This window comes from Reyranella sp., assembly GCF_036558665.1.
Classification (GTDB): Bacteria; Pseudomonadota; Alphaproteobacteria; order Reyranellales; family Reyranellaceae; genus Reyranella.
The window spans coordinates 1-22,614 of the sequence record NZ_DATBFE010000140.1 but is presented as its reverse complement, the minus strand read 5'-3'; the positions used below and the strand labels follow the sequence as shown (position 1 = coordinate 22,614).

Here is a 22,614-nt window from a genome sequence, read left to right as displayed (position 1 = left end):
GCCCGGAAAACCTCGCCGCCGGCGGTGGTGACGGTCCAGCGATCGACCGCCCGGTCGAAAGCCGCGGATACCACGCGCGCATCCGTGACGATGAATGGTCGCAACGTCAGCCGGTCCGCCACATGGTTGATGTAGCGCAGGATGTCGGGCTGCGCGGCAAAGCGCTCCGGCCACACCCATTCCTGCTGCAGTTCGTCGGAAAAGGAGTACGAGTACTCCAGGCTCTCGACGTCGCAGCGGGCGCCGGGGTAGCGGTTCCAGAACCAGGTTCCGCCGACGCCTGAGCCCGCCTCGTAGGCGCGTACCTCGAGGCCCATGCTGCGCAGGCGATGGATGGCATAAAGGCCGGCAAGTCCGCCACCCACGATGGCGACATCGAGCTGGCGCGGCACGGCATGCGAGGCGTCGGGCATGGCTTCCTCTGGCTTTGCTTGGCCAAGCGTCCGATGCTGTGGCGAGCTTGGCAAGATGGCTGACGCGGACAGGAACGGCAGGCGAAATTCCACTGGCTGGATCGATCCGCAGGAGAACGAAGTTGCAAGAAGCAGTGTCATCCCGAACGCGGTGAGAGATCTTTCGCGACATGGATCAGAGATCCCGCGTTCGCCCGGAAAGACACGAGGTTTGAGAAAGGGATGGTGGGCGTGGCGATCAGCGACGAACAGACGACCGAGGTCATCGCGGCGCTGGTTCCGGCGACCCTCCGCGGTCTGTATGCGCTCGAGTTCGCGGGCCGCCATGTCGCGCCGACGACGCTCGAGGAGCTGGTCGGCGCAATCGGCCAGCGCAACGAAGATCTCGTGCCCGCTCTGGCCGCGTCGCGAGATCTTGCGTGGCCCGGGAGACTCGGTCCGGTGCGCGACTGCCTCGAACGTGCGGCTGAAGCGGTGAGAGAGGGGATCGATGTCTTTCGCGGCGCGCTCGACGCGCCGCAGCCCATGATCGCCGCCTATCGTGCGTTGCGCGGCTATGCGCGGGCCGCCGAGGCGCTCTATCCGCTGGCAGCCCATCTGCGGCCGGTCAGCGAGTTCTTTCTCGAAGCCTGGGCGCGCGACGACGCGACGCTTGCGGCCCGTCTTGGCGTTGCCGATCCGGCGCGCGAAGGCGTCGGCTCTATGCATGTCGGCGGCCCGCCGGGTACGCGCGGCGCCTTCTCGCTCTATGTACCCGAATACTACGAACCGAGCCGCGTCTGGCCGCTGGTCGTGGCGATGCATGGCGGTAGCGGCAACGGCGGCAGCTTTCTCTGGAGCTGGGTGCGCGAGGCGCGCACACGTGGCTTCATCATCATCGCGCCGACGGCCAGGGGATCGACCTGGTCGCTGATGGATCCGGAGATCGACGGTCCGAACATCGACGGCATCGTCGAACGCGTGGCCGCACACTGGAGCATCGATCGATCGAAGCAGCTCCTCACCGGCATGAGCGACGGCGGCACGTTCGCCTATGTGTTGGGATTGCGTGGGGGCTGCCGCTTCACGCATCTTGCCCCGATCGCCGCCGCCTTCCATCCGATGCTGATGACCTTTGCCGATGCCGGTCGCGTGCATGCCCTGCCGATCCATATCGTGCACGGTGCCGAGGATTGGATGTTCCCTCCCGAGCTGGCGCGGCGCGCGCAACATACCCTCGAGCAGGCGGGTGCGGCGGTCGTCTATCGTGAGATCGCCGATCTCTCGCACACCTATCCGCGCGACCAGAATACGGCGATTCTCGACTGGTTCCTGAAGTGATTGGCGCTAAGGTCGGGCCTTCAGTTGCAGGAGTGCCCGATGCTCGACGCCGATGTGAAACGCCGGATCATGGTCGAAGTCGATCGCCGCTTCGACGACCAGACCAGGGTGCTGGCGGATCTGGTGAAGATCCCGTCGACGCGATTCCGCGAGGCGCCGGCGCAAGACATGATGGCGCGCCTGTTCAAGGAGGACGGGCTCAGCGTCGACCGCTGGCGGGTCAAGATCGACGATCTCAAGCACCTGCCGGGCTACTCGCCGCACAGCCAGGACTATGACGATGCCTGGAACGTGGTCGGCGCCTGGCGGCCGGCCAATTCCAGCGGACGGTCGCTGATCCTCAACGGCCACATCGACGTCGTGCCGGAAGGCCCGCACGAAATGTGGGCGCGCAATCCTTTCGAACCGGCGATCAGGGACGGCTGGATGTACGGCCGCGGCGCGGGCGACATGAAAGCCGGGCTCATCCTCAATCTCTTTGCCCTGCGCGCCTTGCGCGCGCTTGGCTGGCAACCTGCGGCCGACATCTATCAGCAATCGGTCGTGGAAGAGGAATGCACGGGCAATGGCGCGCTGGCCTGCCTGCAGCGCGGCTACCGGGCCGATGCGGCGCTCATCCCCGAACCGTCGTCGGGCGTGCTGACGGTCGCGCAGGTCGGCGTCATGTGGTTCCAGGTCAAGGTCACCGGCCATCCGGTCCATGTCTACAAGGCCGAGGCCGGATCGAACGCGATCGAATCGGCCTATCGGTTGATCCGCGAGCTTCGCGAGCTCGAGAAGAAGTGGAACGCCAAAAAGGTGCACGACGAGCACTTCTGCGAGCATCATCACCCGGTGAACTTCAATGTCGGCAAGATCGCGGGCGGCGACTGGGCAAGTTCGGTTCCCGCATGGTGCACCTTCGACATGCGGGTCGGCGTCCTGCCGTCGCAGAACCTCAGGGAATGTCGGCAGGAGATCGAGGACGTCATTCGGCAGGCGGCTGCAAACGATCCATTCCTCGGCAACAACCCGCCGACCGTGACATGGGAAGGCTTCCAGGCCGAGCCCTTCGTGCTCAGGAACCATGAGCAGGTACGGGTGGTCCTGGCCGATGCCCACGAGACGGTGTTTGGGGCGGCGCTCGAGGACAAGAGCTCGACCGGCACGGCCGACAATCGCTTTTTCGGGCTCTATGCCGGGATTCCGGCACTGGTCTACGGCCCCCGGTCGGACGACATCCACGGTTTCGACGAGCGGGTGAACCTCGATTCGGTGCGCAAGATCACCCAGGCCACAGCCCTGTTCATCGCCGACTGGTGCGGCCTTTCGCGGTGCTAAACCGCACGGAAATGATATTTCCTCTCTGGGAATGCGGATTGACGGTCTCTCTGGGTAGGGTTAAACTATGTCGCATTGAGACTGCATTCCGTGTGCCGGCTCCGCCGCTGTGGAATGCCCATTGGGGAGGTGAAAGCGGGGGCGAAAATCCCCGCTTTCCTTCTATTGGATCACAACTTTGTCACAGGTGAGCGGCGCATCGAGCCAAAGATGCCGAGGCCGACGCCGCCCAGCACGATCGTCACGCCGATCAATCGTAACCCGCCGACCGGTTCGCCGACCAGGTGCGCGGCAAAGGTGAGTGCACAGCACGGCACCAGCAGCGAGACCGGCCCCACCTTCGCCGCTGGGTAGGTCCGCAACAGCGTTCCCCAGAGCCAGTAGCCGAGCCACATCGCCGGCACGACCGTGTAGAAGAGCACCAGGCAGCCGCGCCAGCTCGGGGCCAGCAAGGGTGCGAGCGTAGGCCCGATGCCGTCGATCATCGCGCCGGCCAGCAGGAGCGGCAGCGGCGGCAGCAGGCTCGCCCAGGCCGTGACAGCGACAACCGATGTTCCGCGCGCCTCGCGCAGGAAGAGGTTGCCGATCGCCCAGCTCAGCGCCGACAGCAGCGCGATCCCGATGGCGAGCACGCTCGTCTCGCCTTCGACCGAACGGGCGATCACCAGCACGCCGATCATTGCCACGCCGAGGCCGAGCCATTGGCCCGCACTCGCGCGCTCGCGCAGGAACAAGGCGGCGAGGACGACCGTCAGCGGTCCCTGAAGCTGCACCAGGACGGAGGAGAGGCCAGGCGGCAGTCCCGCCTGCATGGCGAAGAACAGGAACACGAACTGACCGGTAAAGAGGAACAGGCCGATTCCCGCCAGCGCCTTCCAGGAAATGCGCGGCCGCGGCAGGAACAGCACGGGAAGCGCACCGATCAGGAAGCGCCAGCCGGCAAAGGCGAGCGGCGTAAACTCGTCGAGCCCGAAGCGGATGACGGTGAAGTTGAGGCCCCAGGTCGCTGCGATCAACAGGGCGGCGGCAATGTGAAGAGGTCGCAAACTGTCTATACTTTCCCTGATCCCCTGCGGTCGTTGCGGATGCGGATCTCACTACCCGGCGAGCCGGATCGCCAGCCTTTCGGCCTCGTCTGCACCAATCAGCTCGAGGTCCGGATACCACGCCGACTTGGTGGTTCGGGGACCCCACAGCCAGTCCGCGGATCGGCCGACGATCATGACGGTCGGCATGCCGAGCGCAGCGGCCAGATGGACCGGCCAGTTGTCGTCGCCGATCACCAGCTTGCAGTGCGCGACATTGCCGGGATCGTGTTCGACCGCAAGGCCGGTGGGCGGCGGGCTGGCCGTGAACCAGCCGATTGCCGTTGGTTCGGGGTCGCGGCGAGGCCGCAGCAAGACGGGCGGCGGCAGCGCGGCGGGATTCCAGTTCAGGAGATAAGGCAAACTGCGCAACGGTGCGGCCGCGGCGAAGCCGTCGAGCGGGTCGCCGCGGCGCAGCGTTGGCCCGGCCAGCCACTCGGTGAGTAGCACTCCGCACTGCACGACCGCATCGACGCCGCGCGCCAGCATGAGCGTGTCGCGCATCGCGCTGTCGCCCTCGATGTCGGCTTGCTCCGGATAGACGAGCAGCCGCCCTGCGAGCGGCTCGCCCTGCCACGGCGGCAGGTCGGGTGCATACCGCTCGCCCGCAATCTCGAGCCGAGCCTCGTAATCGGGCAGGCCGCGCAGCCAGTCGCCTTGCTGCAGCAAAAGTTCGCCGCGCTTCAACCTGAGCGCGGCATCGTTCGGCCGGCTGGTAAGTGCCATGTCCAGGTCGGCAAGTGCGGCCATCCAGTCGCCGCGCGCCGCCAGGAGGCTGGCGCGCGCGACCAGCGAGGGCATCAGCCGATGATCGACCGAGAGCGCCTCGTCGTAGGCGCTCTGCGCCTCGTCGGGGCGACCGAGCGCTTCGAGCGCGCGGCCTCTGTTGTGCGCGATCGCGGCATCGCCGGGCTTCAGTCGGGCAGCGCGGTCCAGCGCGGCAAGGGCGGCCTCGTGCTCGCCCAGCATCGCAAGACAGCCGGCGAGATTGACCTGTGCGGCCGCCTCGCGCGGCAGGAACTTCGCGGCACGCTCGAGCGGCTCGCGCGCCTCGACGAAGCGGCCGAGCTTCAGGCGCGCCTGCCCCAGCAGATGAAGCGCCTGGCCGGAATTGGGTCGGGCGTCCGCGACCTGCGCCAGCAATGGCTCGGCGGCGGCGAAGTCCCCGGCGGCGGCTCGCTGGAGCGCGTCGCGGGCAAGCGCCTGGATCTGGAGGTCGGAGAGCGCCACGCGCGGCGTCTAGCAAGCGCGGGCCGGGCGAGTAAAGGAAAAGGCGGGCAAAGAAAAAGCCGGCGGTCGACAGGGAGGCTGAGGAGTCGACCGCCGGCCAGTGTCCGGAGAGGCAAGGAGGCCCGGCAGGGTTGGAGGACCTCCGGCTCCGGATCGCAGGAGGATCAGGCGCGCCAGAACGGCTTGCTGGCTTCGAACTGCACGGCCTGCGGCGTGGTGCCGAGGTCGCGAATGGTGCGCGCGTCGAGGCTGAGAAGCTCCCGCCGCTCGCGGCTGCGGCGCCGCCATGTGGCGAGGATCTGCTTGAACGCCGTGTAGGTGCCGGCGAGCGGCGCGTGCGAACTGAAGTGGAGCGAGATGTCGGCCATGGGAGTTCTCCCCGATGGAGAAACGAACGATAGCGATGTGCGCCCCGCCCTGGGCCTTTACAAACAACCCTTTGTCCTGTTTTGATTAAATTAGCTCATGTGAAAGACACTGCTTTCCGAAGGGATTTGGCATGAAGAGAAGCCTGCCGCCGCTCAATGGTTTGCGTGCATTTGAAGCGGCCGCACGCCATATGAGCTTTACCGATGCTGCCGACGAGCTGAGTGTCACCCAGGCGGCGATCAGCCATCAGGTCCGCGGGCTGGAGCAACGGCTCGGATTAAAATTGTTCGTGCGGAGAAACCGCTCGCTCCTGCTTTCCGAAGCCGGCCAGGCCTATCTGCCGTCGGTGCGGGCGGCGTTCGATCAACTGAACGAGGCGACCGAGAAGCTCCTGCAGAAGGATCGCGGCGGGCATCTTACGGTCACCACCACCGCCTCCTTCGCCACCAAGTGGCTGGTGCCGCGGCTCGCCGGCTTCCAGCGCTCGAACCCCGAGATCGACGTGCGCGTCAGCACCCATACCGGCCTTGTCGATTTCTCGCGCGAGGACGTCGATATCGGCATCCGGTACGGTCGCGGCCAGTGGTCCAACCTCGTGGCCGAGCGTCTGGTCGGCGAGGATGTGATGCCGGTGTGCGCGCCATCGCTGCTCAAGGGGCCGAATGCGCTCAGGAAGCCGGCCGATCTCAAGCGCTTCACGCTCCTGCATATCGGCACCTTTCCCGACGACTGGCAGGTCTGGCTGACGGCGGCCGGGGTGAAGGGCATCGACGCCTCGCGGGGCGTCACCTTCGACTTCGCGCTAGCGGCCTACCAGGCGGCGATGGACGGGTTGGGAGTCGCGCTCGGCCGCAATCCCCTCGTTGCGCCCGACCTCAAGGCCGGCCGTCTGGTCATGCCGTTCGAATTCAAGATGTCGACCGAGTTCGCCTACTACGTCATCTATCCGCCCGAGGCGATCCGCCGGCGCAAGATCAAGGCCTTCCGCGACTGGCTGATGCCCTTGGCGGAGATCGGACCGAAGGCCGGATAGGGCACGGCTGGTCGGGCGTCATACGGCTCTGCGATTTATTTGCGTTTACAAATAAATCGGCTTGGCGCACCATCGGCGCGACGAAGGGGAAACGCCATGGACTTCGGTTACTTCACGCTGAGTGACAATCGCTATCCGAACAATCCACGCACGGCCGAGTCCTTCCTGAAGGACATCTTCGCCGAGGCACTTTACGCCGAGAAGATCGGGCTGCATTCGGCCTGGGTCGGCGAGCATCATTTCAATCTGCTGGGCGTCAATGCTTCGCCGCTTGCGCTGCTTGCCCAGCTCGCCGGCACCACGACCCGGCTCAGGCTCGCGCCGGCGGTGTCGCTCCTGCCGGTGCATCACCCGCTCCATGTCGCCGAGGAGTGGGCGACCCTCGATCTTCTGTCCGGCGGGCGTGTCGATTTCGCCGCCGGCCGCGGCTATGACCGCAAGGAATACGCGCCGTTCCAGGCGCCGTTCGAGGACTCGGCGGAGCTGTTCGCGGAGGGACTCGAGATCGTGTGGCGGGCCTGGACCGAATCCGGCAAGTGGTCGCACAGGGGCAGGTTCTATCAGTTCGAGGACATCGAGGTACGGCCGAAGCCCGCCCAGCAGCCGCTGCGGCCCTACGTGGCGTGCTTCTCACGGCCCTCGATGGAGCTCGCGGCCAGACACGATTGGAACGTGATCTACGCGCCGTTCGCGGCGGCGATGGTCTATGGCTCGCTCGCCGATGCGGTGCGCGCCTATCGCGACAGCTGCGAGACCGCCTTCAAGCGGCCGATGCGGCGCGTCATGTGCTCCTACTTCGTGCATATCGCCTCGACGCCGCAGGAGGAGCAGTACGGCCGCGAGGCGCTGGTGCACTATTTCCAGGACGCGCTGATCGCTGCCTTCCCGTCGGCGTCGGGCGAGAAGGTACCGCCCACCTACAAATACTTCGTCGACATCGTGAACATCCTGCGCGACATGCGGCCCGAGAAGCTCACCGACAAGTCGATCCTGTGTGGCAGTCCGCAGCACATCGTCGACACCCTGAAGCAGGTCGAGGCGGCGGGCATCGCCGAGGTGATTCTGTACTTCAACTACGGCCGCAAGCCGCATGCTCTCGTCAAGGAACAGATGGACCGCTTCATGCGCGAGGTGGCGCCGCATTTCCGGATCGCCGGGCCGCTGCGCGCGACCGCATGAACGGGCCGTGACACCGGTTCGTGACGGCAGTTAGCGTAGGCCATGGGTCCACTCGACTCCTATCTGCCTTACCTGCTGAACCGCGCCGGGGCGCGGATCGCCACGGCGTTCGGCGAGGAAGTGCGGCCGCTCGGCGCCTCCCTGCAGATCTGGCGGGTGCTGGCGGCCCTCCGCGAGCGCGACGGCCGCCGCATGGGCGAGCTCTCGGCCACGACTTCGATCGAGGTGTCGACGTTGACCCGACTGGTGGATCAGATGGAGCAGAAAGGTCTGGTGAGCCGTCAGCGCCACGCCGACGATGCCCGCGTGGTGGCGCTCCATGTGACGGCTGCGGGGAAGCGGCTGACCCGCCGCATCCTGCCGATCGCCGAACGCTACGAACGGGTGGCACTCAGGGGCTTTGCGCCGGGCGAGGCCAGGGCGCTGCGCGAGGCGCTGCGGCGGCTGTACGTCAACATGGACGAGCTCGACGGGTAGGCGAGCGTCGCTCGCCGTCCGGAAGAAGCATCAATGGCCGTAAACGAGCTGGGGCAGCCACATGGTGAGCGGCGGCCAGTAGGTGATGATCATCAGCACGATCAGGAGCAGGATCAGGAACGGCAGGATGCCGCGAATGACCTCGCCGATTGGCGCCGTCGAGATGGTCGCCAGCACATAGAGATTGAGGCCGACCGGCGGATGGACAAGGGCGATCTCCATGTTGTGGGTGAAGATGATGGAGAAGTGCACCGGGTCGACGCCGAGCGGGATCAGCGCTGGCGCCAGCACGGGCAGCACCAGCAGGAGTGTCGCCACTACCTCGAGGAAGCAGCCCAGGATCAGCAGCAGCACGTTGATCGCGAGCAGGAACTCCCAGGTCGTGAACTGATGCTCCACCACCCATTTGACGAGCTGGGCCGGCACGCCCGAGTCGGTCATCCAGTGGCCGAAGGCGAGCGCGGTCGCCACGATCAGCATGATGGTGCCGGCGCTCTTCAGCGCATCGGCGATGACTGACAGCGACTGTTTCCAGTGGAAGCCGCGATAGAAGACCAGGCTGATCAACATCGAGACGGCGGCGGCAATGGCCGCGGCCTCGGTCACCGTGACGATACCGCCATAGATGCCGAACAGCACGATCGCCGGGACGGCAAGCGCGGGCAATGCCCGCCACGTCACGTCCCAGCGCTTCGCCATCGGCAGCGGCGGCTCGATCGGGAAGTTGTTGCGCCGGGCGGTGTACCAGACCCAGCCGAAGAAGGCGGCGGCCTGCAGGAGGCCCGGCAGGATGCCGGCCAGGAAAAGGCGCGGCACCGACTGCTCGGCGACGATGCCGTAGAGGATCAGGGCGAGGCTCGGCGGGATCACGATGCCGATCGTGCCCGACGCGCCGATCACACCGAGCGCGAAGGAGCGCGGGTAGCCCTTCTCCAGCATGGCCGGCAGCAGGATCGTGCCCATCGCAAGCGCCGTGGCCACCGAGGAGCCGCAGATCGCGGCGAACAGGGTGCAGGAGACGACGGTAACGAGCCCGAGCGAGCCGCGCACGCCGCCGATCCAGGCGGTGCAGAGATCGACCAGCGCCTTGGCGACGCCGCCCTGACGCATGAAGGCCGCCGCCATCACGAACAGCGGCAGCGACATCAGGGTCGAGGAATTGAGCGAGTCGATCACGACCTGCGCCGCGCCGATCAGCGGCTGGCCGGAGAAGACGTAGAGGACCGCTGCGCAGGCGCCGAGCACGAGGAAGATCGGCATGCCCGAGGCGAGCAGGCCGAAGAACATCACGAAAAAAAGGAAGACCCACATCGACGGTCAGTCCGTTGTTGCCGACTTGGCATCGCCGCCGGCCGGGGCCATCAGGTCGTGCTCGGCCGTGTGGCCGACGGTCATGGTCGCCGGGTCGAAACGGAACAGGTAGCGGTAGAGCCGGATCCCGTAGCGCACCGTCATCAGCAGGCCGCCGGCCGGCAAGGCGGCGTAGTAGATCCACATCGGGAAGGCGAAGTCGGTCGAGCTGTGCTCGTCGAGCATCCACGACGATTCGGTGATGGTGAAGCCGTAGCACATCATGCCGACGCAGAAGACGAGCGCGACCAGGCAGTTGAAGGCCTCCATCCAGCGCTGGCCGTTGGGGCCGGCAAGGCGCAGGACGAGATCAGGCCGCACGTGCCCGTCGGTGCGCACGAGCTGGCTCGAGATGATCATCACGCCCCACACCACGAGGTAGACGATCACTTCCTCGGCCCAACTGATGGCGTAGGCCGGGAAGAAGTACCGTCCGACCACCTGGACGACGCCCACGATCATGGCGATCGCGCCGAGCAGACCCGCCAGGGTCCGCTCGATGCGGTCCCAGAACGTATCGGGATTCACGACGAGGCTTCGCGCGGCCGGCTAGCCGATCGCTTCCTTGACCAGCTTGACGACTTCGGGCGACAGCTTGGCGTCCTTGATGAGGGCGTCGATGTCGCCCATCATCGCCTTGCGCGTGGTCGCCAGTTCGTCGGCGGACGGATCGGTGAACTTGACGCCGTTCTGCTCCATCACCTTGCGCCCGTTGAGCTGCGAGGCGGCGGCGTTCTTGCGATAGCCCTCGATATGCTCGGCCCACAGGTCGGTCATCAGCTTCTGCTGCGCCGGCGCGAGCTTGGCCCAGGTCGCGTTGCCGATCTGCGGCATGTACTGGCCCATGAACTGGTGGTCGGCATAGGAATATTTCACCCCGGCCTCCCACAGCTTGGCGGAGTTGCAGCTCTCATCTGTGCTCACGAAGGCGTCGAAGGTGCCCTGGCTCAGCGCCAGCGGCACGTTCGGCCATGCCGTGGTGTTGGCGATGCCGCCCGCGAACTTGATGCGCCAGGAGATGCCCGCGCCGCCCGGACTGCGGATCTTGAGGCCCTTGAGATCGGAGAAATGGCTGAGCGGGGTCTTGGTGCTGTACCAGTTCTGGTAACCGAGATCGATCCACGGTCCCAGCATGTGCGTCTTGAGCTTCGCCGTCACCTGCTGGCCGACATGGGCGCCGGGCTTGCCGTCGGTCGCCTTGTGCGTGACTTCCGCCGACTGGCCGTAGAAATAAGGCAACTGCACCATGTCGCAGTCCGGCACCAGGCCAGTCAGCACCCAGGCTCCGGGCGCCGCCATTTCGACCTGGCCCTGCAGCAGCGCCTTGGAGACGTTGAGGTCGGCGAAGAGCTGGCCGGAATGGAACACTTCACCGACGATCGCGCCGTTGGATGCCTTGTTGAGCTTCTCGAAGTAGTCGACGATCGCCTGATTGCGCGGATGGCTCGGGGCGGTATCCAGCGAACAGCGGATCTTCATCGGCTCGGCTGCCCGCAGGACGGCTGGCGAGACGAGCGTGGCGGTTGCAGCGCCAAAGAAGACGCGGCGCGAAAAGCGGCGTGACATGGGACGTTCCTCCTCTTGCGATCGCTTGTTCTTGCCGGGCGATCGCGGTCACCAATGACAGAGATGCCGCACTTTAGGGGGCCTCGTGTCCCCGTATAAAGGCCAAATGTCGCAGCGCGCGACTGCGCGCGGTCATGTTGCGGCCGATCTGGCGAAGATCGCATCGACATGGATGTCGGCGCAATCGATCACCGGGAAGCCCGGCGTCTCGTCGGCAAAGGCCAGGAAGAGGTCGGTTCCGCCCAGCAGGATCGCCTCGGCGCGGTGCTCCCGGCAGAGCTCGCGCCCGGTCCTGAAGAAGATACGGCGCTGCGGGTCGGTGACGCGTCCGGTGCTCGCCATCTCGACATAGGCGCTGTGGACCTGCTCCAGCGTCTCGCCCTCGGGTGCCACGACTTCGGCGGAGCGAATGCCGCCATAGAGCCGGCTCTCCATGACGGTGCGCGTCCCCAGGATGCCGAGCCTTTTGACCTTGCGGCGCGCGATGGCGGCCTCGATCTCGGGAATGGCGTTCAGGATCGGCAACGGCGAGATCGCCTCGAGCTCGCGCACGCAGAAGTGCCCGCCCATCGAGGTGATCGCTGCCATCCCGGCGCCTGCCGCCTTCAGCCGCCCCAAGAGCCTTGCAAAGATCTCGGCCTGTCGTCCGGGATCGCTGTTGGCCATGTTGCGCGACATCTCGCGCACATCGGCATAGGCGATGGTGAGATCGAGTGGGCGTCCGGCGGCGGCATGCCGCTCGATCAGGCCGCGATGGTAGAAGTCGGTCGCCGCCGGCCCGATGCCGCCGATCAGTCCGATATGCATGGTGCTTCCCCTGTCTCTGCCACCAAGGATGCTCGGAATGGCACGCAAACCTCCGATCCAAGAGATCGTGTCATGCCGAGCCGCAGGTGAGGGATCTTCAGCTCCGGGTACGCCGCTGGATCAGGAGGTTGGCGGCCACCGTGAGCGTGAGCGTGACCGCCATCAGGACGAAGGCGATGGCGCCACCGAACGGCCAGTTGGATTGCTGCGTGAAGGTGTTGTAGACCAGCGGCGCCATCATCTTGAACACCGGGCCGCCCAGCAGGTAGGGCGTGGCGTAGGCGTTCATGGCGAGGATGAAGGTGAGGATCGTGCCGGCGAGCACGCCGGGCAGCGCAAGCGGCCAGAGCACGCGGCGGAACATGGCGAGCGGCGGAGCGCCGAGGCTGAACGCGGCTTCCTCGACCGCGCGGTCGATGCCCTCGATCACGCTCTGCAGCGACAGCACCATGAAGGGCAGGGTGACGGCGATGATGCCGATGATGACCGCCTTCTCGGTGAACATGATCTCGAGCGGCTTCGCGATCAGGCCGAGCTTCATGAGCCCCACATTGACGAAGCCCTTATTGCCGAAGATCACCATCCAGCCGGCCGCGCGCACCGCATTGCCTACGAACAGCGGCAGGACGATCGCCATGATCAGAAGATGCTTGAAGCGGCTTTGCGTGCGCGCCACGACATAGGCGAGCGGGAAGCCAAGCACGAGACAGGCGACGGTCGAGAGCAGGGCCACCTCCACCGTCGTCGCGAGCGCCGAGGTGTAGTAGGCATCGGTGAAGAAGCGCAGGTAGTTCGCGGGCGTTAGCGCCGCGATCATCGTCTTCGTCGCCTTGTCGAAGTCGTTCAGGCTATAACGGAACAGGATGGCGAGCGGAGCGAACAGGCTCACCGCGACGAAGACCGTCGCCGGCCCGATCAGGGCACTCGCCGTCAGGCCTTCGCCGCGCCGGCGCGGCACGCCGGCGGGTTCGACGATGGCGACTGCCTGGCTCATGCCTTGAACGACTTGTTCCACCACTCCTGGAATGCGACGTCGTTCTTGGCGAGATAGCCGTAGTCGAGGTCGACCAGCCGTTTCTGCTCGTCCGGCGTGAAGCCGATTCGCTTCTGCACTTCGGGCGGCACTTTTGCGTTGGTCACGGTCGGGTTGTAACCCATGTCGACCGCGAAGGCTTCCTGGGCCGACGGATCGAGCATGGCGTCGAGATAGGCGTAGGCGCCGGGCTTGTCGGGTGCGTTCTTGGGCACGGCGAAGCCCGAGATGTACATCGGCACGCCTTCCTTGGCGGCGACCGTCTCGACGTTGATGCCGGCGTTCTGCCACTGCACCGCGCGTGCCTTCCACATGATGCCGACCGCGATCTCCTCGGTCTTCATCGCCTGGGCGAAGGCCTCGTTGCTGGGATAGATGCGGGCTCCCGCCTTCTTGCAGGCGAGCAGGCGCTCCTTGCCGGGCTCGACGTTGCTCGGCGATCCGCCCGAGGCCATGCCGGCCGCGACCAGGGTGTACTGGTACTGGATGTCGATGATGCCGAGCTTGTCGCCCATCTTGGGATCGAGCGTCTCGGCGAAGCTCGTCGGCGCTGTCTTGATGATCTTGGGGTTGTAGAGGATCACCTTGCCGGAATAGATGTGGCCGACACCGTAGGGATACTTCATCGCCGGGATGAGGTTCTTGGAGTTGGGGATCTGGGCGTAGTCGAGCTGCTCGACCAGTCCCTGCTGGTTGACGTCGTACATGTTGGCCGCCGACAGGCCCTGGATATCGGTGCTGCCGCGGCGCAGCGACTTCTCCGCCAGCATCTTGGCGCGGCGCGGCGGATCGTTGGCCTCGTCCTTGATCACGTCCCAGCCCTTGGGCTCGAGCAGCGGCTTCTCGATGTTCTTGGCGAGCAGGCGCGAATAGTCGCCGCCCCAGGTGCCGACGATGATGCGCTTGCTCTCGGCGCGGGCCGGCAGCGCCGCGCCGGCAGCAAGCATGGTGGCGCCGGCCAGAAGGCGGCGGCGACGAAGCGCGAAACGATCGGACATGGAAACCTCCTCTGATGTCTTGTCTTACTCGTTGAATACCCGGCCGGCGGTCGCGGCCCAACCGACATGAACCGACTGGCCGACTTTCGGCACGAAGCCGCCCTCGCGATTGGCGACATGCACGATCAACCGGTCGCGCGGCGAGAGGCGCACATGGATGTCGATCAGCGCGCCGAGATAGGACACGAATTCCACCGTGCCCGGCAGGCTGTTGTCCAGCCCGGTCCAGGGGGCGACGGCGATTCCCACCCGCTCGGGCCGCACGGCCAGCGCCCCACGGCCCGCCGCACCGTCGGCGCAGGCGAGCGCGAGACCGCCGTCGGTGCGGAAACGGCCGGGCGTTTCCACGAGGCCCTCGAAGAACGTGCTGCGGCCGACGAAATCGGCGACGAAGCGGTCGGCCGGCCGCTCGTAGAGATCGCGCTGCGTGCCGATCTGGCGCACCGAGCCCTCGCTCATCACGACCAGGCGGTCGGCCATGGTGAGGGCCTCTTCCTGGTCGTGCGTCACCATCACCGTGGTGAGGCCGAGTTTCTGCTGCAGCTCGCGGATCTCGACCCGCACCTCCTGGCGCAGCTTGGCGTCGAGATTCGAAAGTGGCTCGTCGAGCAGCAGCACGTCGGGTCGGATCGCGAGCGCCCGCGCCAGCGCCACGCGCTGCTGCTGGCCGCCCGAGAGCTGGCGCGGCAGGCGGCCGCCGTAGCCGGCGAGTCGGACCAGTGCCAGGGCATCGTCGACGCGCTTGCCGACCTCGGCCTTCGCGAGCTTGCGCATCTCGAGGCCAAAGGCGACGTTCTGCGCCACGGTGAGATGGGGAAACAGCGCATAGCTCTGGAAGACCATGCCGGCATTGCGCTTCCACGGCGGCAGCAGGGTGACGTCGCGGCCGCCGAGCTTCACCCGGCCGGCAGTCGGCTCGATGAAGCCGGCCACCATGCGCAAGGTCGTGGTCTTGCCACACCCCGAGGGTCCGAGCAGCACCAGGAACTCGCCGTCGGCCACCTGCAGGGAGACGTCGCGCACGGCGTAGAAGTCGCCGTAGCGCTTGGCGAGCTCGTCGATGTCGAGTCGCGCCATCTCACACCACCCGCGCGAGCTTCACGTAATGGTCGGTGATCAGCATCACCACAGCGATCAGCGCGATCTGCACCACCGATACGGCGGCGATCGTGGGATCGATCTTCCATTCGAGATACTGGAGGATGACGATCGGCAGCGTCGTGCGGCCGGGCCCGACCAGGAACAGGCTGAGCTCGAGGTTGCCGAACGAGGTCACGAAGCCGAACAGGCCGCCAGCGACGATGCCGGGCCGGATCGCCGGCAGCGTGACGCGCCAGAAGGTCATCCAGCGGTTGGCGCCGAGATTCTGCGCCGCCTCCTCCGTGCTGCGATCGACGCCAGCGAGGCTGGCCGTCACCAGCCGCACGATCCACGGAATGACGATCACGACATGGCCGGCGACCAGGGCATAGAAGGTGCCGATCACGTCGACGTCGAGCGCGTTCTCGAGCTCGACGTGGAAGACGTACATCGCCGTGCCCAACACGACGCCCGGCACGATCAACGGCATCAACAGCAGGCTGCCGACCGGGCCGCGGCCGGCAAATTCGCGGCGCGCCAGGCACAGCGCCGCCGGCACGCCCAGCACCAGGCCGATGACAGTCGCCAGCACGCCCACCTCGAACGAGATCGTGAAGCCGTCGACGAACTTGCGCTGGTCGAGGATTGCAGCGAACCAGCGCAGGCTGTAGCCCTCAGGCGGAAAGGACGGGATTTCCTGCCGGTAGAAAGCCAGCCAGACGATGAAGACCAGCGGGAGCAGGATGAAGGACAGGGACAGCGTCGCGGCCCCGTTCAGTGCCCAGCGGCCGGCGCGTCGGCGGACGACGGCGAGACTCATCACCGGGAGCCCTCTTCTGGACCGCGAGGGTCTCGCTCGTTCATGAGCGAGTCGGAGGCTCGCGGTCCGTCCGACCATGAGCGCCGCTGGAGTGGCGCGCCCCCGGCTATGAAGCTTGTCCGCGTCACAGCGCGTTCCTGTGAAACCGGCCCGCCTTCATGATCGCCAGCAGGTGCATGCCGCCGTCCTGGAACAGGCCCAAGTCCTTCAACGGATCGCCGTCGACGACCAGGAGATCGGCGTAGGCGCCCGGCCGGATGGTGCCGAGCTTGCCTTCCTGGCGCACGACCTCGGCGCCAATCAGCGTCGCCGAGCGGATAATGTCGATCGCCGGCATGACCTCGCCGCGGATGCGAAACTCGCCGGTCTGCTCGTCCTCCAGCGCGCCGAGGAGATCGGTGCCATAGGCCATCTTCACGCCCGCCGTGCGGCAATGCTCCAGCTCGGCATAGCCATATTTCAGCACATGGTCGTTCTTCTCCAGCATCTCGTCGGGCATGCCGAATTCGCGAGCGCGCCGCTTCATCGCCTCGTAGGTGACGAGGTTGGGCACCATGTAGACACCCTTCCCAGCCATCAGCTTGGCCGTCGGTGCATCGACCAGATTGCCGTGCTCGATGGTGCGCACGCCGCACTTCACGGCGCGCGTGATCGCCTCGGGCGTGTAGGCGTGGGTGAGCACGTAGCGGCCGAAGGCGTGCGCCTCCTCGACCGCGGCGCTGATCTCCTCGACCGTGAACTGCAGTGATTCCAGCGGATCATAGGGCGAGGCGACACCGCCCGAGACCATCAGCTTCACCTGGTCGGCGCCCTGCCGCATCTGCTCGCGCGCGGCCTTGCGCACCTCGTCGGGGCCGTCCGCGATGCAGCGGATGAACACCATGCCGTTGCAGCAGAGACAGGGCGGGCCCCCGAAGGAGCCGGCGTCGGTACGGCGGTTGCGATCGTTGTGCCCGCCGGTGGGCCCGATCGAGCGGCAGGAGATGAAGAGCCGCGGACCCGGAATGAGGCCCGCCTCCACAGCCGTCTTGGTGCCCCAGTCGGCGCCGCCGGCATCACGCACAGTAGTGAAGCCGCGATCGAGCATCCGCTTCAGGCGTCCCGCCGAGCGCGCCATCATCAGCGTGAGCGGCACCGCCTCCATGCGGTTGATATAGACCTCGCTGTGGTGGGTGTGGACGTGGCAGTCGATCAGCCCTGGCATCAGCGTGCGTTTGCCGCAGTCGACGACGGTGGCCGCTTTCGCCTTGATCGGCTTGTCCGACACCTCCTTGATCGTCTCGCCCTCGACCAGCACCTCGTAGCCGCCGCGCGCCTCCTCCCAGTGCGGGTCGAGCAGATGGAGGTTCTTGAACAGGAAGGACATGGTTACGCGTTCCCTGGCAACAGCACATACCGTGCCGTCCCGAGGCCGCAGGCCGAGAGAGCTTTACTGATCGCGAAAGTTCCCTCGCTACGTTCGGGATGACACGGGATTCTGGCTTCGCCGTTTCGTGTCATCCCGAACGAAGTGAGGAATGTTGGCTTGATGGCCATTGGAAAAGATGGCTTGCCCATCACAGCGCATTCTTGTGGAAGCGGCCGGCCTTCATGATCAGCGGCAGGTGCTTGCCCTGGTCGAGGAACAACTTGAGGTTCTTCAACGGATCGCCGTCGACCACGATCAGGTCGGCAAAGGCGCCAGGCTCGACGACACCGAGCTTGCCCTCCTGACGCAGAACCTCGGCGCCGACGACCGTCGCCTGACGGATGATCTCGAGGGGCTTCAGCACCTCTGCGCGGAACAGGAACTCGCGGCTCTGCTCGACCTGGAGCTGGCCCAGCAAGTCGCTGCCGTAGCCCACCTTCACGCCGGCCTTCTTGCAGGTTTCCAGCGATCTCAGCGCGCCGTCGAGCACGATGTCGTTCTTGGCCAGCATGTCGGCCGTCATACCGAACTGGGCAGCGCGCTCCTTCATCACGAAGTAGGTGACGAGGTTGGCGACCATGTAGCCGCCTTTCGATTTCAGGAGCTTGGCCGCCTTGTCGTCGATCAGGTTGCCGTGCTCGATTGTGCGCACGCCGTTCGACACCGCGCGGGTAATCGCCTCGGGCGTATAGGCATGGGCCAGCACGTAGCGTCCGAAATTCCTCGCCTCGTCGGTCGCCGCCGCGATCTCGGCCTCGGAGAATTGCAGCGAGTCGAGCGGATCGTAGGGCGAAGCGACGCCGCCCGAGCACATGATCTTCACCTGATCGGCGCCCTGGCGCATCTGCTCGCGCACCGTCTTGCGCACGTCGTCGGGGCCGTCGGCCACGGCCATGCTGTAGACCATGGCGTTGCAGCACCCACAGGGCGCCCCCTGGTCGGTGCGCCGGCGCGAATCGCTGTGTCCGCCGGTCGGACCGATGGCGCGGCCGGAGATAAAGAGGCGCGGGCCCGCGATCAGGCCGGTCTCGACCGCGGTCTTGATGCCCCAGTCGGCACCGCCGGTGTCGCGCACAGTGGTGAAGCCGCGGTCGATCATGCCTTTCATCAGGTCGGCGGCGCGCGCCGTCATGAGCGTAAGCGGGATGTTCTCGAGATTGCGGATGTTCACCTCGCTCAGGAAGACGTGGACATGGCAGTCGATCAGTCCCGGCATCAGGGTGCGCTTGCCGCAATCGACGGTGCGGGCGTTGGCGGCCTTGATCGGCTTGGCCGATACCTCCTTGATCCGCTCGCCCTCGACCAGGACCTCGTAGCCGCCGCGGGCCTCGTCCCAGCGCGGATCGAGGAGGCTCGCGTTCCTGAACAAGATCTGCGACATCGACGCTCCCCCGAAATCGAGGCGGCAACCCTACGCCGGGCCGCGCTTTGGCGCTACAGTCGCGGCATCGCAAGAGGTGCGGCATGGCACGCATTGGCTGGCGGGGCGTCTTCCCCGCGGTGACGACGCAGTTTCGCGAGGAGTTCTCGCTCGATCTCGCGGCGACGCAGAAGGTGATCGACGGTCTCGTGCGCGACGGCGTGGCGGGCCTCGTCGTCTGCGGCACGGTGGGTGAGGGAACGTCGCTCAGCGCCGAGGAGAAGCGCCGCGTTCTCGCTGCGGCCGTCGAGACGGCGGCGAAGCGGGTGCCGGTGATCGCAGGCGTCGCCGAATACACGACCGCGATGGCTTGCGATCTCGCTCGCGACTGCCGCAGGATCGGCGTCGACGGGCTGATGGTGATGCCCGCCATGGTCTACAGCGCCAAGCCGGCCGAGACGGTGGTGCATTTCCGGACAGTCGCCGAGGCCTCGGACCTGCCGGTCATGATCTACAACAACCCGCCGATCTATAAGACCGACGTGACGCCTGAGATGCTGGCCGAGCTTGCAAGCTGCGAAACCGTCGTCTGCATCAAGGAATCGTCGGGTGCCACCGCGCGGCTGGCCGACATCCGGCGCATCATGGGCGACCGGCTGGTGCTGTTCTGCGGCCTCGACGACGTGGTCGTGGAATCGATCATGTTGGGCTGCGTCGGCTGGGTGTCGGGCCTCTCCAACGCCTTTCCGCACGAAGGCAACCGGCTGTTCGAGCTCGCGGCGGCAGGCGGCTTCGACGAGGCGCGTCAGCTTTACGACTGGTTCATGCCGCTGCTGCATCTCGATGCGCGGGCCGACCTCGTGCAATGCATCAAGCTCTGCGAGCAGATCATGGGCCGCGGCAGCGAGCGCACGCGGCCGCCGCGGCTGCCGCTTGCCGGTGCCGAGCGCGCCCACGTCGAGCGTCTGATGAAGGAGGCGCTTGCGACGCGGCCGGCGTCGAAGCTCGCCGCCGAGTGACATGGGACGGCAGATGCAGCGCGTCGTCGTCTTCGGAACGACGGGGTCGGGAAAGAGCTGGCTGGCCGAACGGCTGGCCACGCGCACCGGCCTGCGCCTCGTCGAGCTCGACAGGCTCTACTGGGGCCGCGACTGGCAGCCGGCGCCGGTCGACCTCTTCCGCTATCGTGTCGAGAACGAGATCCGCGACGGCGGCTGGATCGTGGCCGGCAATTACGGCCAGGTGCGCGACCTGACCTGGCGGGCGGCCGATACCCTGGTCTGGCTCGATCTGCCCTTGCCGCTCGTGATGGCGCGGCTGGTGCGGCGCACCTTGCGGCGCGCGGTGACGAAGGAAGAGCTCTGGGGCACCGGCAATCGCGAGACCTTCGCCAACGCCTTCCTGAGCCGCCAATCGATCCTCCTGTGGGCGTTCAGGACCCATCGCCGCAACCGGCGGCGCTTCGCCGAGGAAAGCGGCCACTACGGCGACGGCAAGAGGATCGTGCGCCTGCGAAGCCCGCGCGACGTCGAGCGGTTCGTTGCGGGACATTTTTGTCTTCCCGAGCGGCGCGAGGGATCTTTTGCGGTGCCGACCAAAGACCCGTCACTGCGTTCGGGATGACACCGTATCCTGCGCTCGCAGGGCCGCGCGTGATATGACTCTGCTCATGGCGCTGCACACCTTCTCCTGCCTCGACGGCCATACCTGCGGCAATCCGGTGCGCCTGGTGTCGGGCGGCGCGCCGCTGCTCAAAGGCGCGACGATGAGCGAGCGCCGGCTCGACTTCCTCGCCCGCCACGACTGGATCCGCAGGGCGCTGATGTTCGAGCCGCGTGGGCACGACGTCATGTCGGGATCGATGCTCTATCCGCCGACCCGCGCCGACTGCGATGTCGGCATCTTGTTCATCGAGGTGAGCGGCTGTTTGCCGATGTGCGGTCACGGCACCATCGGCACGGTCACCATGGCCGTCGAGAACGGCCTCGTGATGCCGACGACGCCGGGCATCGTCGCGCTCGACGCGCCGGCCGGCCGCGTGGTGGCACGCTACAAGCAGGAGGGCCGCTTCGTCCAAAGCGTGCGCCTCACCAACGTCGCCTCCTATCTCGCCGCGAGCGACGTCACGATCGAGGTGCCGGGGCTGGGCGAGCTCGCCTTCGACATCGCCTATGGCGGCAACTACTACGCGATCCTCGAGCCGCAGAAGAACTTCGCCGGTCTCGAATCGATCTCGGCTGCCGACGTGCTGCGGCTGTCGCCTCTGGTGCGGCGGCTGGTGAACGAGAAGGTGCAGCCGGTACATCCAGAGGATGCGACCATCCGCGGCGTGAGCCATGTCATGTGGACCGGCGCGCCGCGCGAGAAGCGCGCCCACGCCCGCAACGCCGTGTTCTACGGCGACAAGGCGATCGACCGCTCCCCTTGCGGCACCGGCACGTCGGCGCGGATGGCCCAGCTTGCCGCGCATGGCAAGCTCGCGCTGGGCGACGAATTCGTGCACGAAAGCATCATCGGCTCGCTATTCGACGGCCGCGTCGAGGCCGCTGCAAAGGTCGGCAACCACGACGCCATCGTGCCCTCGATCGCAGGCTGGGCGCGGCAACACGGGCTCAACACCATCTTCGTCGACGACCGCGACCCCTTCGCCCACGGGTTCCAGGTGATGTGAGGAGAAGGCTTCTTCTGGACCGCGTCTCGCTCGCTCATGAGCGAGCCGGAGGCTCGGGTCCCGAAGAGGCTACGGACGCTGACGCTGCCAGCGCAGCTTTGCAATGCGGCGGTCCGCGGCAAAGGTCGCGCGATCGAAGGTGATGCCGACTTTCGGCGCCTCGCACACCGCCTGGGCACCTGTTTCGCTCAGCCTCACGTGCCAGGTCTGCTGCCGCAGCGGTTTCGGCCGGGTGAAGGCCCGGCAGGTCAAGAGTGCGAGATTGCGGCCATGGCGCGGATCGCGCACCGAGAGATAGCCGATAATCTCGATCCTCGCCGACCGTGCCGAGTCGGCGAGGCCCTGGCAGGCACTGTAGTCGCTGAGATGGGTCCACCGGGCGCAGTCGCGTGCGAGCCTGCCTTTGGTGAGATCGATGCCCTTGCGGGTGGCGTAGGCAGCCGAGAAGGCGGTGTACTCGGCGGCGTTCGCGGGCCACGGCGTCTCGGGTGACTCGGCAAAGAACAGTAGGCGGTAGAACACGATCTCGGCGACCGCCGTCGTCGGCTCGTCGGCCGCGTAGAAGACGCCCTCCGTCAGTCCGGCCCGACGAAACCGGGAGCCCGTGGGATAGACGGCGCCGTAGCGAAAGGGCGTCGCGAGCAGGTAGTGCAGGCCTTGGCATTCGGCGGGCAGCGCGGGCTTCGTCTCCTCGATCAACTGCTCGAGCAGCGCCTGTTCCTCGACCGTGTCGACGAACTTCAGGGTCGAGATCCTGTGCTGCGCCTCGACCAGCCGCCAACAGATCCCGGAAAGCGCGCGCGCCTCAGACGACAGCGCGCCGGGCGTCCAGGTACTGGAGGACATTCATCAACCCGGGCACGGTCTGGATGAGCGTGAGCGGCGAATCGTGCAGGACGGTGTTGGCATTCCGCAGCCAGATGCCGGCAACGGCATCGTCGCCGCCCACGACAGCGTCGAGCGAGCGCGCCAGCCGGACGAACAGCAGCGCCAGCTCGAACGCCTTCTGGCCGGGCTGCAGCTCGTAGCCACCCGACCGCATGCGCGAGACCGTCGCTTCGGAGACCCCTACCACGTTGGCCAGCGCCTTGTTCG

General features: G+C 66.4%; 24 protein-coding genes. 8 read left to right on the top strand and 16 right to left on the bottom strand.

The features are described 5' to 3' along the window. Nucleotides 1–413: NAD(P)-binding protein (locus tag VH499_RS20690; protein ID WP_332054649.1), on the bottom strand; the 413-nt coding region annotated here is incomplete at its 3' end. Nucleotides 414–644: 231 nt separating this feature from the next. On the opposite strand from VH499_RS20690, the gene VH499_RS20685 reads away from it, so the two are divergent. Together VH499_RS20685 and VH499_RS20680 are read left to right on the top strand one after the other, a co-directional pair. Next, the gene (locus VH499_RS20685; protein WP_332054648.1) at nucleotides 645–1,733 is read left to right on the top strand and encodes a phospholipase; all 1,089 of its coding nucleotides are present in this window, start codon (nucleotides 645–647) and stop codon (nucleotides 1,731–1,733) included. A 39-nt stretch (nucleotides 1,734–1,772) separates the two neighbouring features. Beyond that, the gene (locus VH499_RS20680; protein WP_332054647.1) at nucleotides 1,773–3,053 is read left to right on the top strand and encodes an ArgE/DapE family deacylase; all 1,281 of its coding nucleotides are present in this window, start codon (nucleotides 1,773–1,775) and stop codon (nucleotides 3,051–3,053) included. 170 nt (nucleotides 3,054–3,223) lie between these two features. Here the strand turns inward: VH499_RS20680 and VH499_RS20675 are convergent, their stop codons facing one another. The 3 genes from VH499_RS20675 to VH499_RS20665 all read right to left on the bottom strand — a co-directional run bounded on the left by VH499_RS20675 (nucleotide 3,224) and on the right by VH499_RS20665 (nucleotide 5,736). Continuing rightward, nucleotides 3,224–4,099 carry an EamA family transporter gene (locus tag VH499_RS20675; RefSeq protein WP_332054646.1) on the bottom strand — a complete coding sequence of 292 codons (876 nt, stop codon included), beginning with the start codon at nucleotides 4,097–4,099 and terminating at the stop codon, nucleotides 3,224–3,226. A 51-nt stretch (nucleotides 4,100–4,150) separates the two neighbouring features. Further along, nucleotides 4,151–5,368 (bottom strand): tetratricopeptide repeat protein, encoded by a 1,218-nt coding sequence (locus tag VH499_RS20670; RefSeq protein WP_332054645.1) that lies wholly within the window; start codon nucleotides 5,366–5,368, stop codon nucleotides 4,151–4,153. 164 nt (nucleotides 5,369–5,532) lie between these two features. Beyond that, the gene (locus VH499_RS20665) at nucleotides 5,533–5,736 is read right to left on the bottom strand and encodes a DUF1127 domain-containing protein (protein WP_332054644.1); all 204 of its coding nucleotides are present in this window, start codon (nucleotides 5,734–5,736) and stop codon (nucleotides 5,533–5,535) included. A 131-nt stretch (nucleotides 5,737–5,867) separates the two neighbouring features. Between VH499_RS20665 and VH499_RS20660 the strand changes: the two genes are divergently transcribed. The 3 genes from VH499_RS20660 to VH499_RS20650 all read left to right on the top strand — a co-directional run bounded on the left by VH499_RS20660 (nucleotide 5,868) and on the right by VH499_RS20650 (nucleotide 8,426). Then, nucleotides 5,868–6,770: a transcriptional regulator GcvA gene (locus VH499_RS20660; RefSeq protein WP_332054643.1), complete on the top strand. Its 903-nt coding sequence runs from the start codon at nucleotides 5,868–5,870 to the stop codon at nucleotides 6,768–6,770. Nucleotides 6,771–6,866: 96 nt separating this feature from the next. Next, on the top strand, nucleotides 6,867–7,949 hold the full coding sequence (locus tag VH499_RS20655; protein WP_332054642.1) for an LLM class flavin-dependent oxidoreductase: 1,083 nt from the start codon (nucleotides 6,867–6,869) through the stop codon (nucleotides 7,947–7,949). 42 nt (nucleotides 7,950–7,991) lie between these two features. Continuing rightward, nucleotides 7,992–8,426: a MarR family winged helix-turn-helix transcriptional regulator gene (locus VH499_RS20650; protein WP_332054641.1), complete on the top strand. Its 435-nt coding sequence runs from the start codon at nucleotides 7,992–7,994 to the stop codon at nucleotides 8,424–8,426. 30 nt (nucleotides 8,427–8,456) lie between these two features. Here the strand turns inward: VH499_RS20650 and VH499_RS20645 are convergent, their stop codons facing one another. The 10 genes from VH499_RS20645 to VH499_RS20600 form a co-directional block, all read right to left on the bottom strand. Continuing rightward, nucleotides 8,457–9,737, bottom strand: a complete 1,281-nt coding sequence (locus tag VH499_RS20645; RefSeq protein ID WP_332054640.1) for a TRAP transporter large permease — start codon at nucleotides 9,735–9,737, stop codon at nucleotides 8,457–8,459. 6 nt (nucleotides 9,738–9,743) lie between these two features. Beyond that, a complete protein-coding gene (locus VH499_RS20640) occupies nucleotides 9,744–10,304 on the bottom strand; it encodes a TRAP transporter small permease (protein WP_332054639.1) in 561 nt (186 codons plus the stop codon). 21 nt (nucleotides 10,305–10,325) lie between these two features. Continuing rightward, on the bottom strand, nucleotides 10,326–11,342 hold the full coding sequence (gene dctP / locus VH499_RS20635; RefSeq protein ID WP_332054638.1) for a TRAP transporter substrate-binding protein DctP: 1,017 nt from the start codon (nucleotides 11,340–11,342) through the stop codon (nucleotides 10,326–10,328). 132 nt (nucleotides 11,343–11,474) lie between these two features. Further along, nucleotides 11,475–12,149, bottom strand: a complete 675-nt coding sequence (locus VH499_RS20630; protein WP_332054637.1) for an aspartate/glutamate racemase family protein — start codon at nucleotides 12,147–12,149, stop codon at nucleotides 11,475–11,477. Nucleotides 12,150–12,246: 97 nt separating this feature from the next. After that, nucleotides 12,247–13,143, bottom strand: coding sequence for an ABC transporter permease (locus VH499_RS20625; protein ID WP_332054636.1), 897 nt, complete (start codon nucleotides 13,141–13,143; stop codon nucleotides 12,247–12,249). Further along, the gene (locus VH499_RS20620; RefSeq protein WP_332054635.1) at nucleotides 13,140–14,180 is read right to left on the bottom strand and encodes an extracellular solute-binding protein; all 1,041 of its coding nucleotides are present in this window, start codon (nucleotides 14,178–14,180) and stop codon (nucleotides 13,140–13,142) included. The genes VH499_RS20625 and VH499_RS20620 overlap by 4 nt, the downstream gene beginning before the upstream one ends. Before the next feature lie 24 nt (nucleotides 14,181–14,204). Further along, nucleotides 14,205–15,257 (bottom strand): ABC transporter ATP-binding protein, encoded by a 1,053-nt coding sequence (locus tag VH499_RS20615; RefSeq protein ID WP_332054634.1) that lies wholly within the window; start codon nucleotides 15,255–15,257, stop codon nucleotides 14,205–14,207. A 1-nt stretch (nucleotide 15,258) separates the two neighbouring features. Next, entirely contained in the window at nucleotides 15,259–16,080 is an 822-nt protein-coding gene (locus VH499_RS20610; protein ID WP_332054633.1) for an ABC transporter permease, read from the bottom strand. Nucleotides 16,081–16,204: 124 nt separating this feature from the next. Next, nucleotides 16,205–17,446: an amidohydrolase family protein gene (locus VH499_RS20605; RefSeq protein ID WP_332054632.1), complete on the bottom strand. Its 1,242-nt coding sequence runs from the start codon at nucleotides 17,444–17,446 to the stop codon at nucleotides 16,205–16,207. Between the two features lie 190 nt (nucleotides 17,447–17,636). Beyond that, a complete protein-coding gene (locus VH499_RS20600) occupies nucleotides 17,637–18,869 on the bottom strand; it encodes a metal-dependent hydrolase family protein (RefSeq protein WP_332054631.1) in 1,233 nt (410 codons plus the stop codon). An 83-nt stretch (nucleotides 18,870–18,952) separates the two neighbouring features. Between VH499_RS20600 and VH499_RS20595 the strand changes: the two genes are divergently transcribed. Genes VH499_RS20595 through VH499_RS20585 form a run of 3 tightly spaced genes read left to right on the top strand, consistent with a single transcriptional unit; the run spans nucleotide 18,953 to nucleotide 21,519 of the window. Continuing rightward, nucleotides 18,953–19,867 carry a dihydrodipicolinate synthase family protein gene (locus VH499_RS20595; protein ID WP_332054630.1) on the top strand — a complete coding sequence of 305 codons (915 nt, stop codon included), beginning with the start codon at nucleotides 18,953–18,955 and terminating at the stop codon, nucleotides 19,865–19,867. 13 nt (nucleotides 19,868–19,880) lie between these two features. Next, on the top strand, nucleotides 19,881–20,471 hold the full coding sequence (locus VH499_RS20590; protein ID WP_332054629.1) for a hypothetical protein: 591 nt from the start codon (nucleotides 19,881–19,883) through the stop codon (nucleotides 20,469–20,471). Between the two features lie 46 nt (nucleotides 20,472–20,517). Next, nucleotides 20,518–21,519 (top strand): 4-hydroxyproline epimerase, encoded by a 1,002-nt coding sequence (locus tag VH499_RS20585; protein ID WP_332054628.1) that lies wholly within the window; start codon nucleotides 20,518–20,520, stop codon nucleotides 21,517–21,519. A gap of 69 nt (nucleotides 21,520–21,588) precedes the next feature. Here the strand turns inward: VH499_RS20585 and VH499_RS20580 are convergent, their stop codons facing one another. After that, the gene (locus VH499_RS20580; RefSeq protein WP_332054627.1) at nucleotides 21,589–22,365 is read right to left on the bottom strand and encodes an RES family NAD+ phosphorylase; all 777 of its coding nucleotides are present in this window, start codon (nucleotides 22,363–22,365) and stop codon (nucleotides 21,589–21,591) included. Beyond that, nucleotides 22,325–22,614 (bottom strand): MbcA/ParS/Xre antitoxin family protein (locus VH499_RS20575; RefSeq protein ID WP_332054626.1); only part of this gene is annotated, 290 nt, incomplete at its 5' end. The genes VH499_RS20580 and VH499_RS20575, both read right to left, overlap by 41 nt.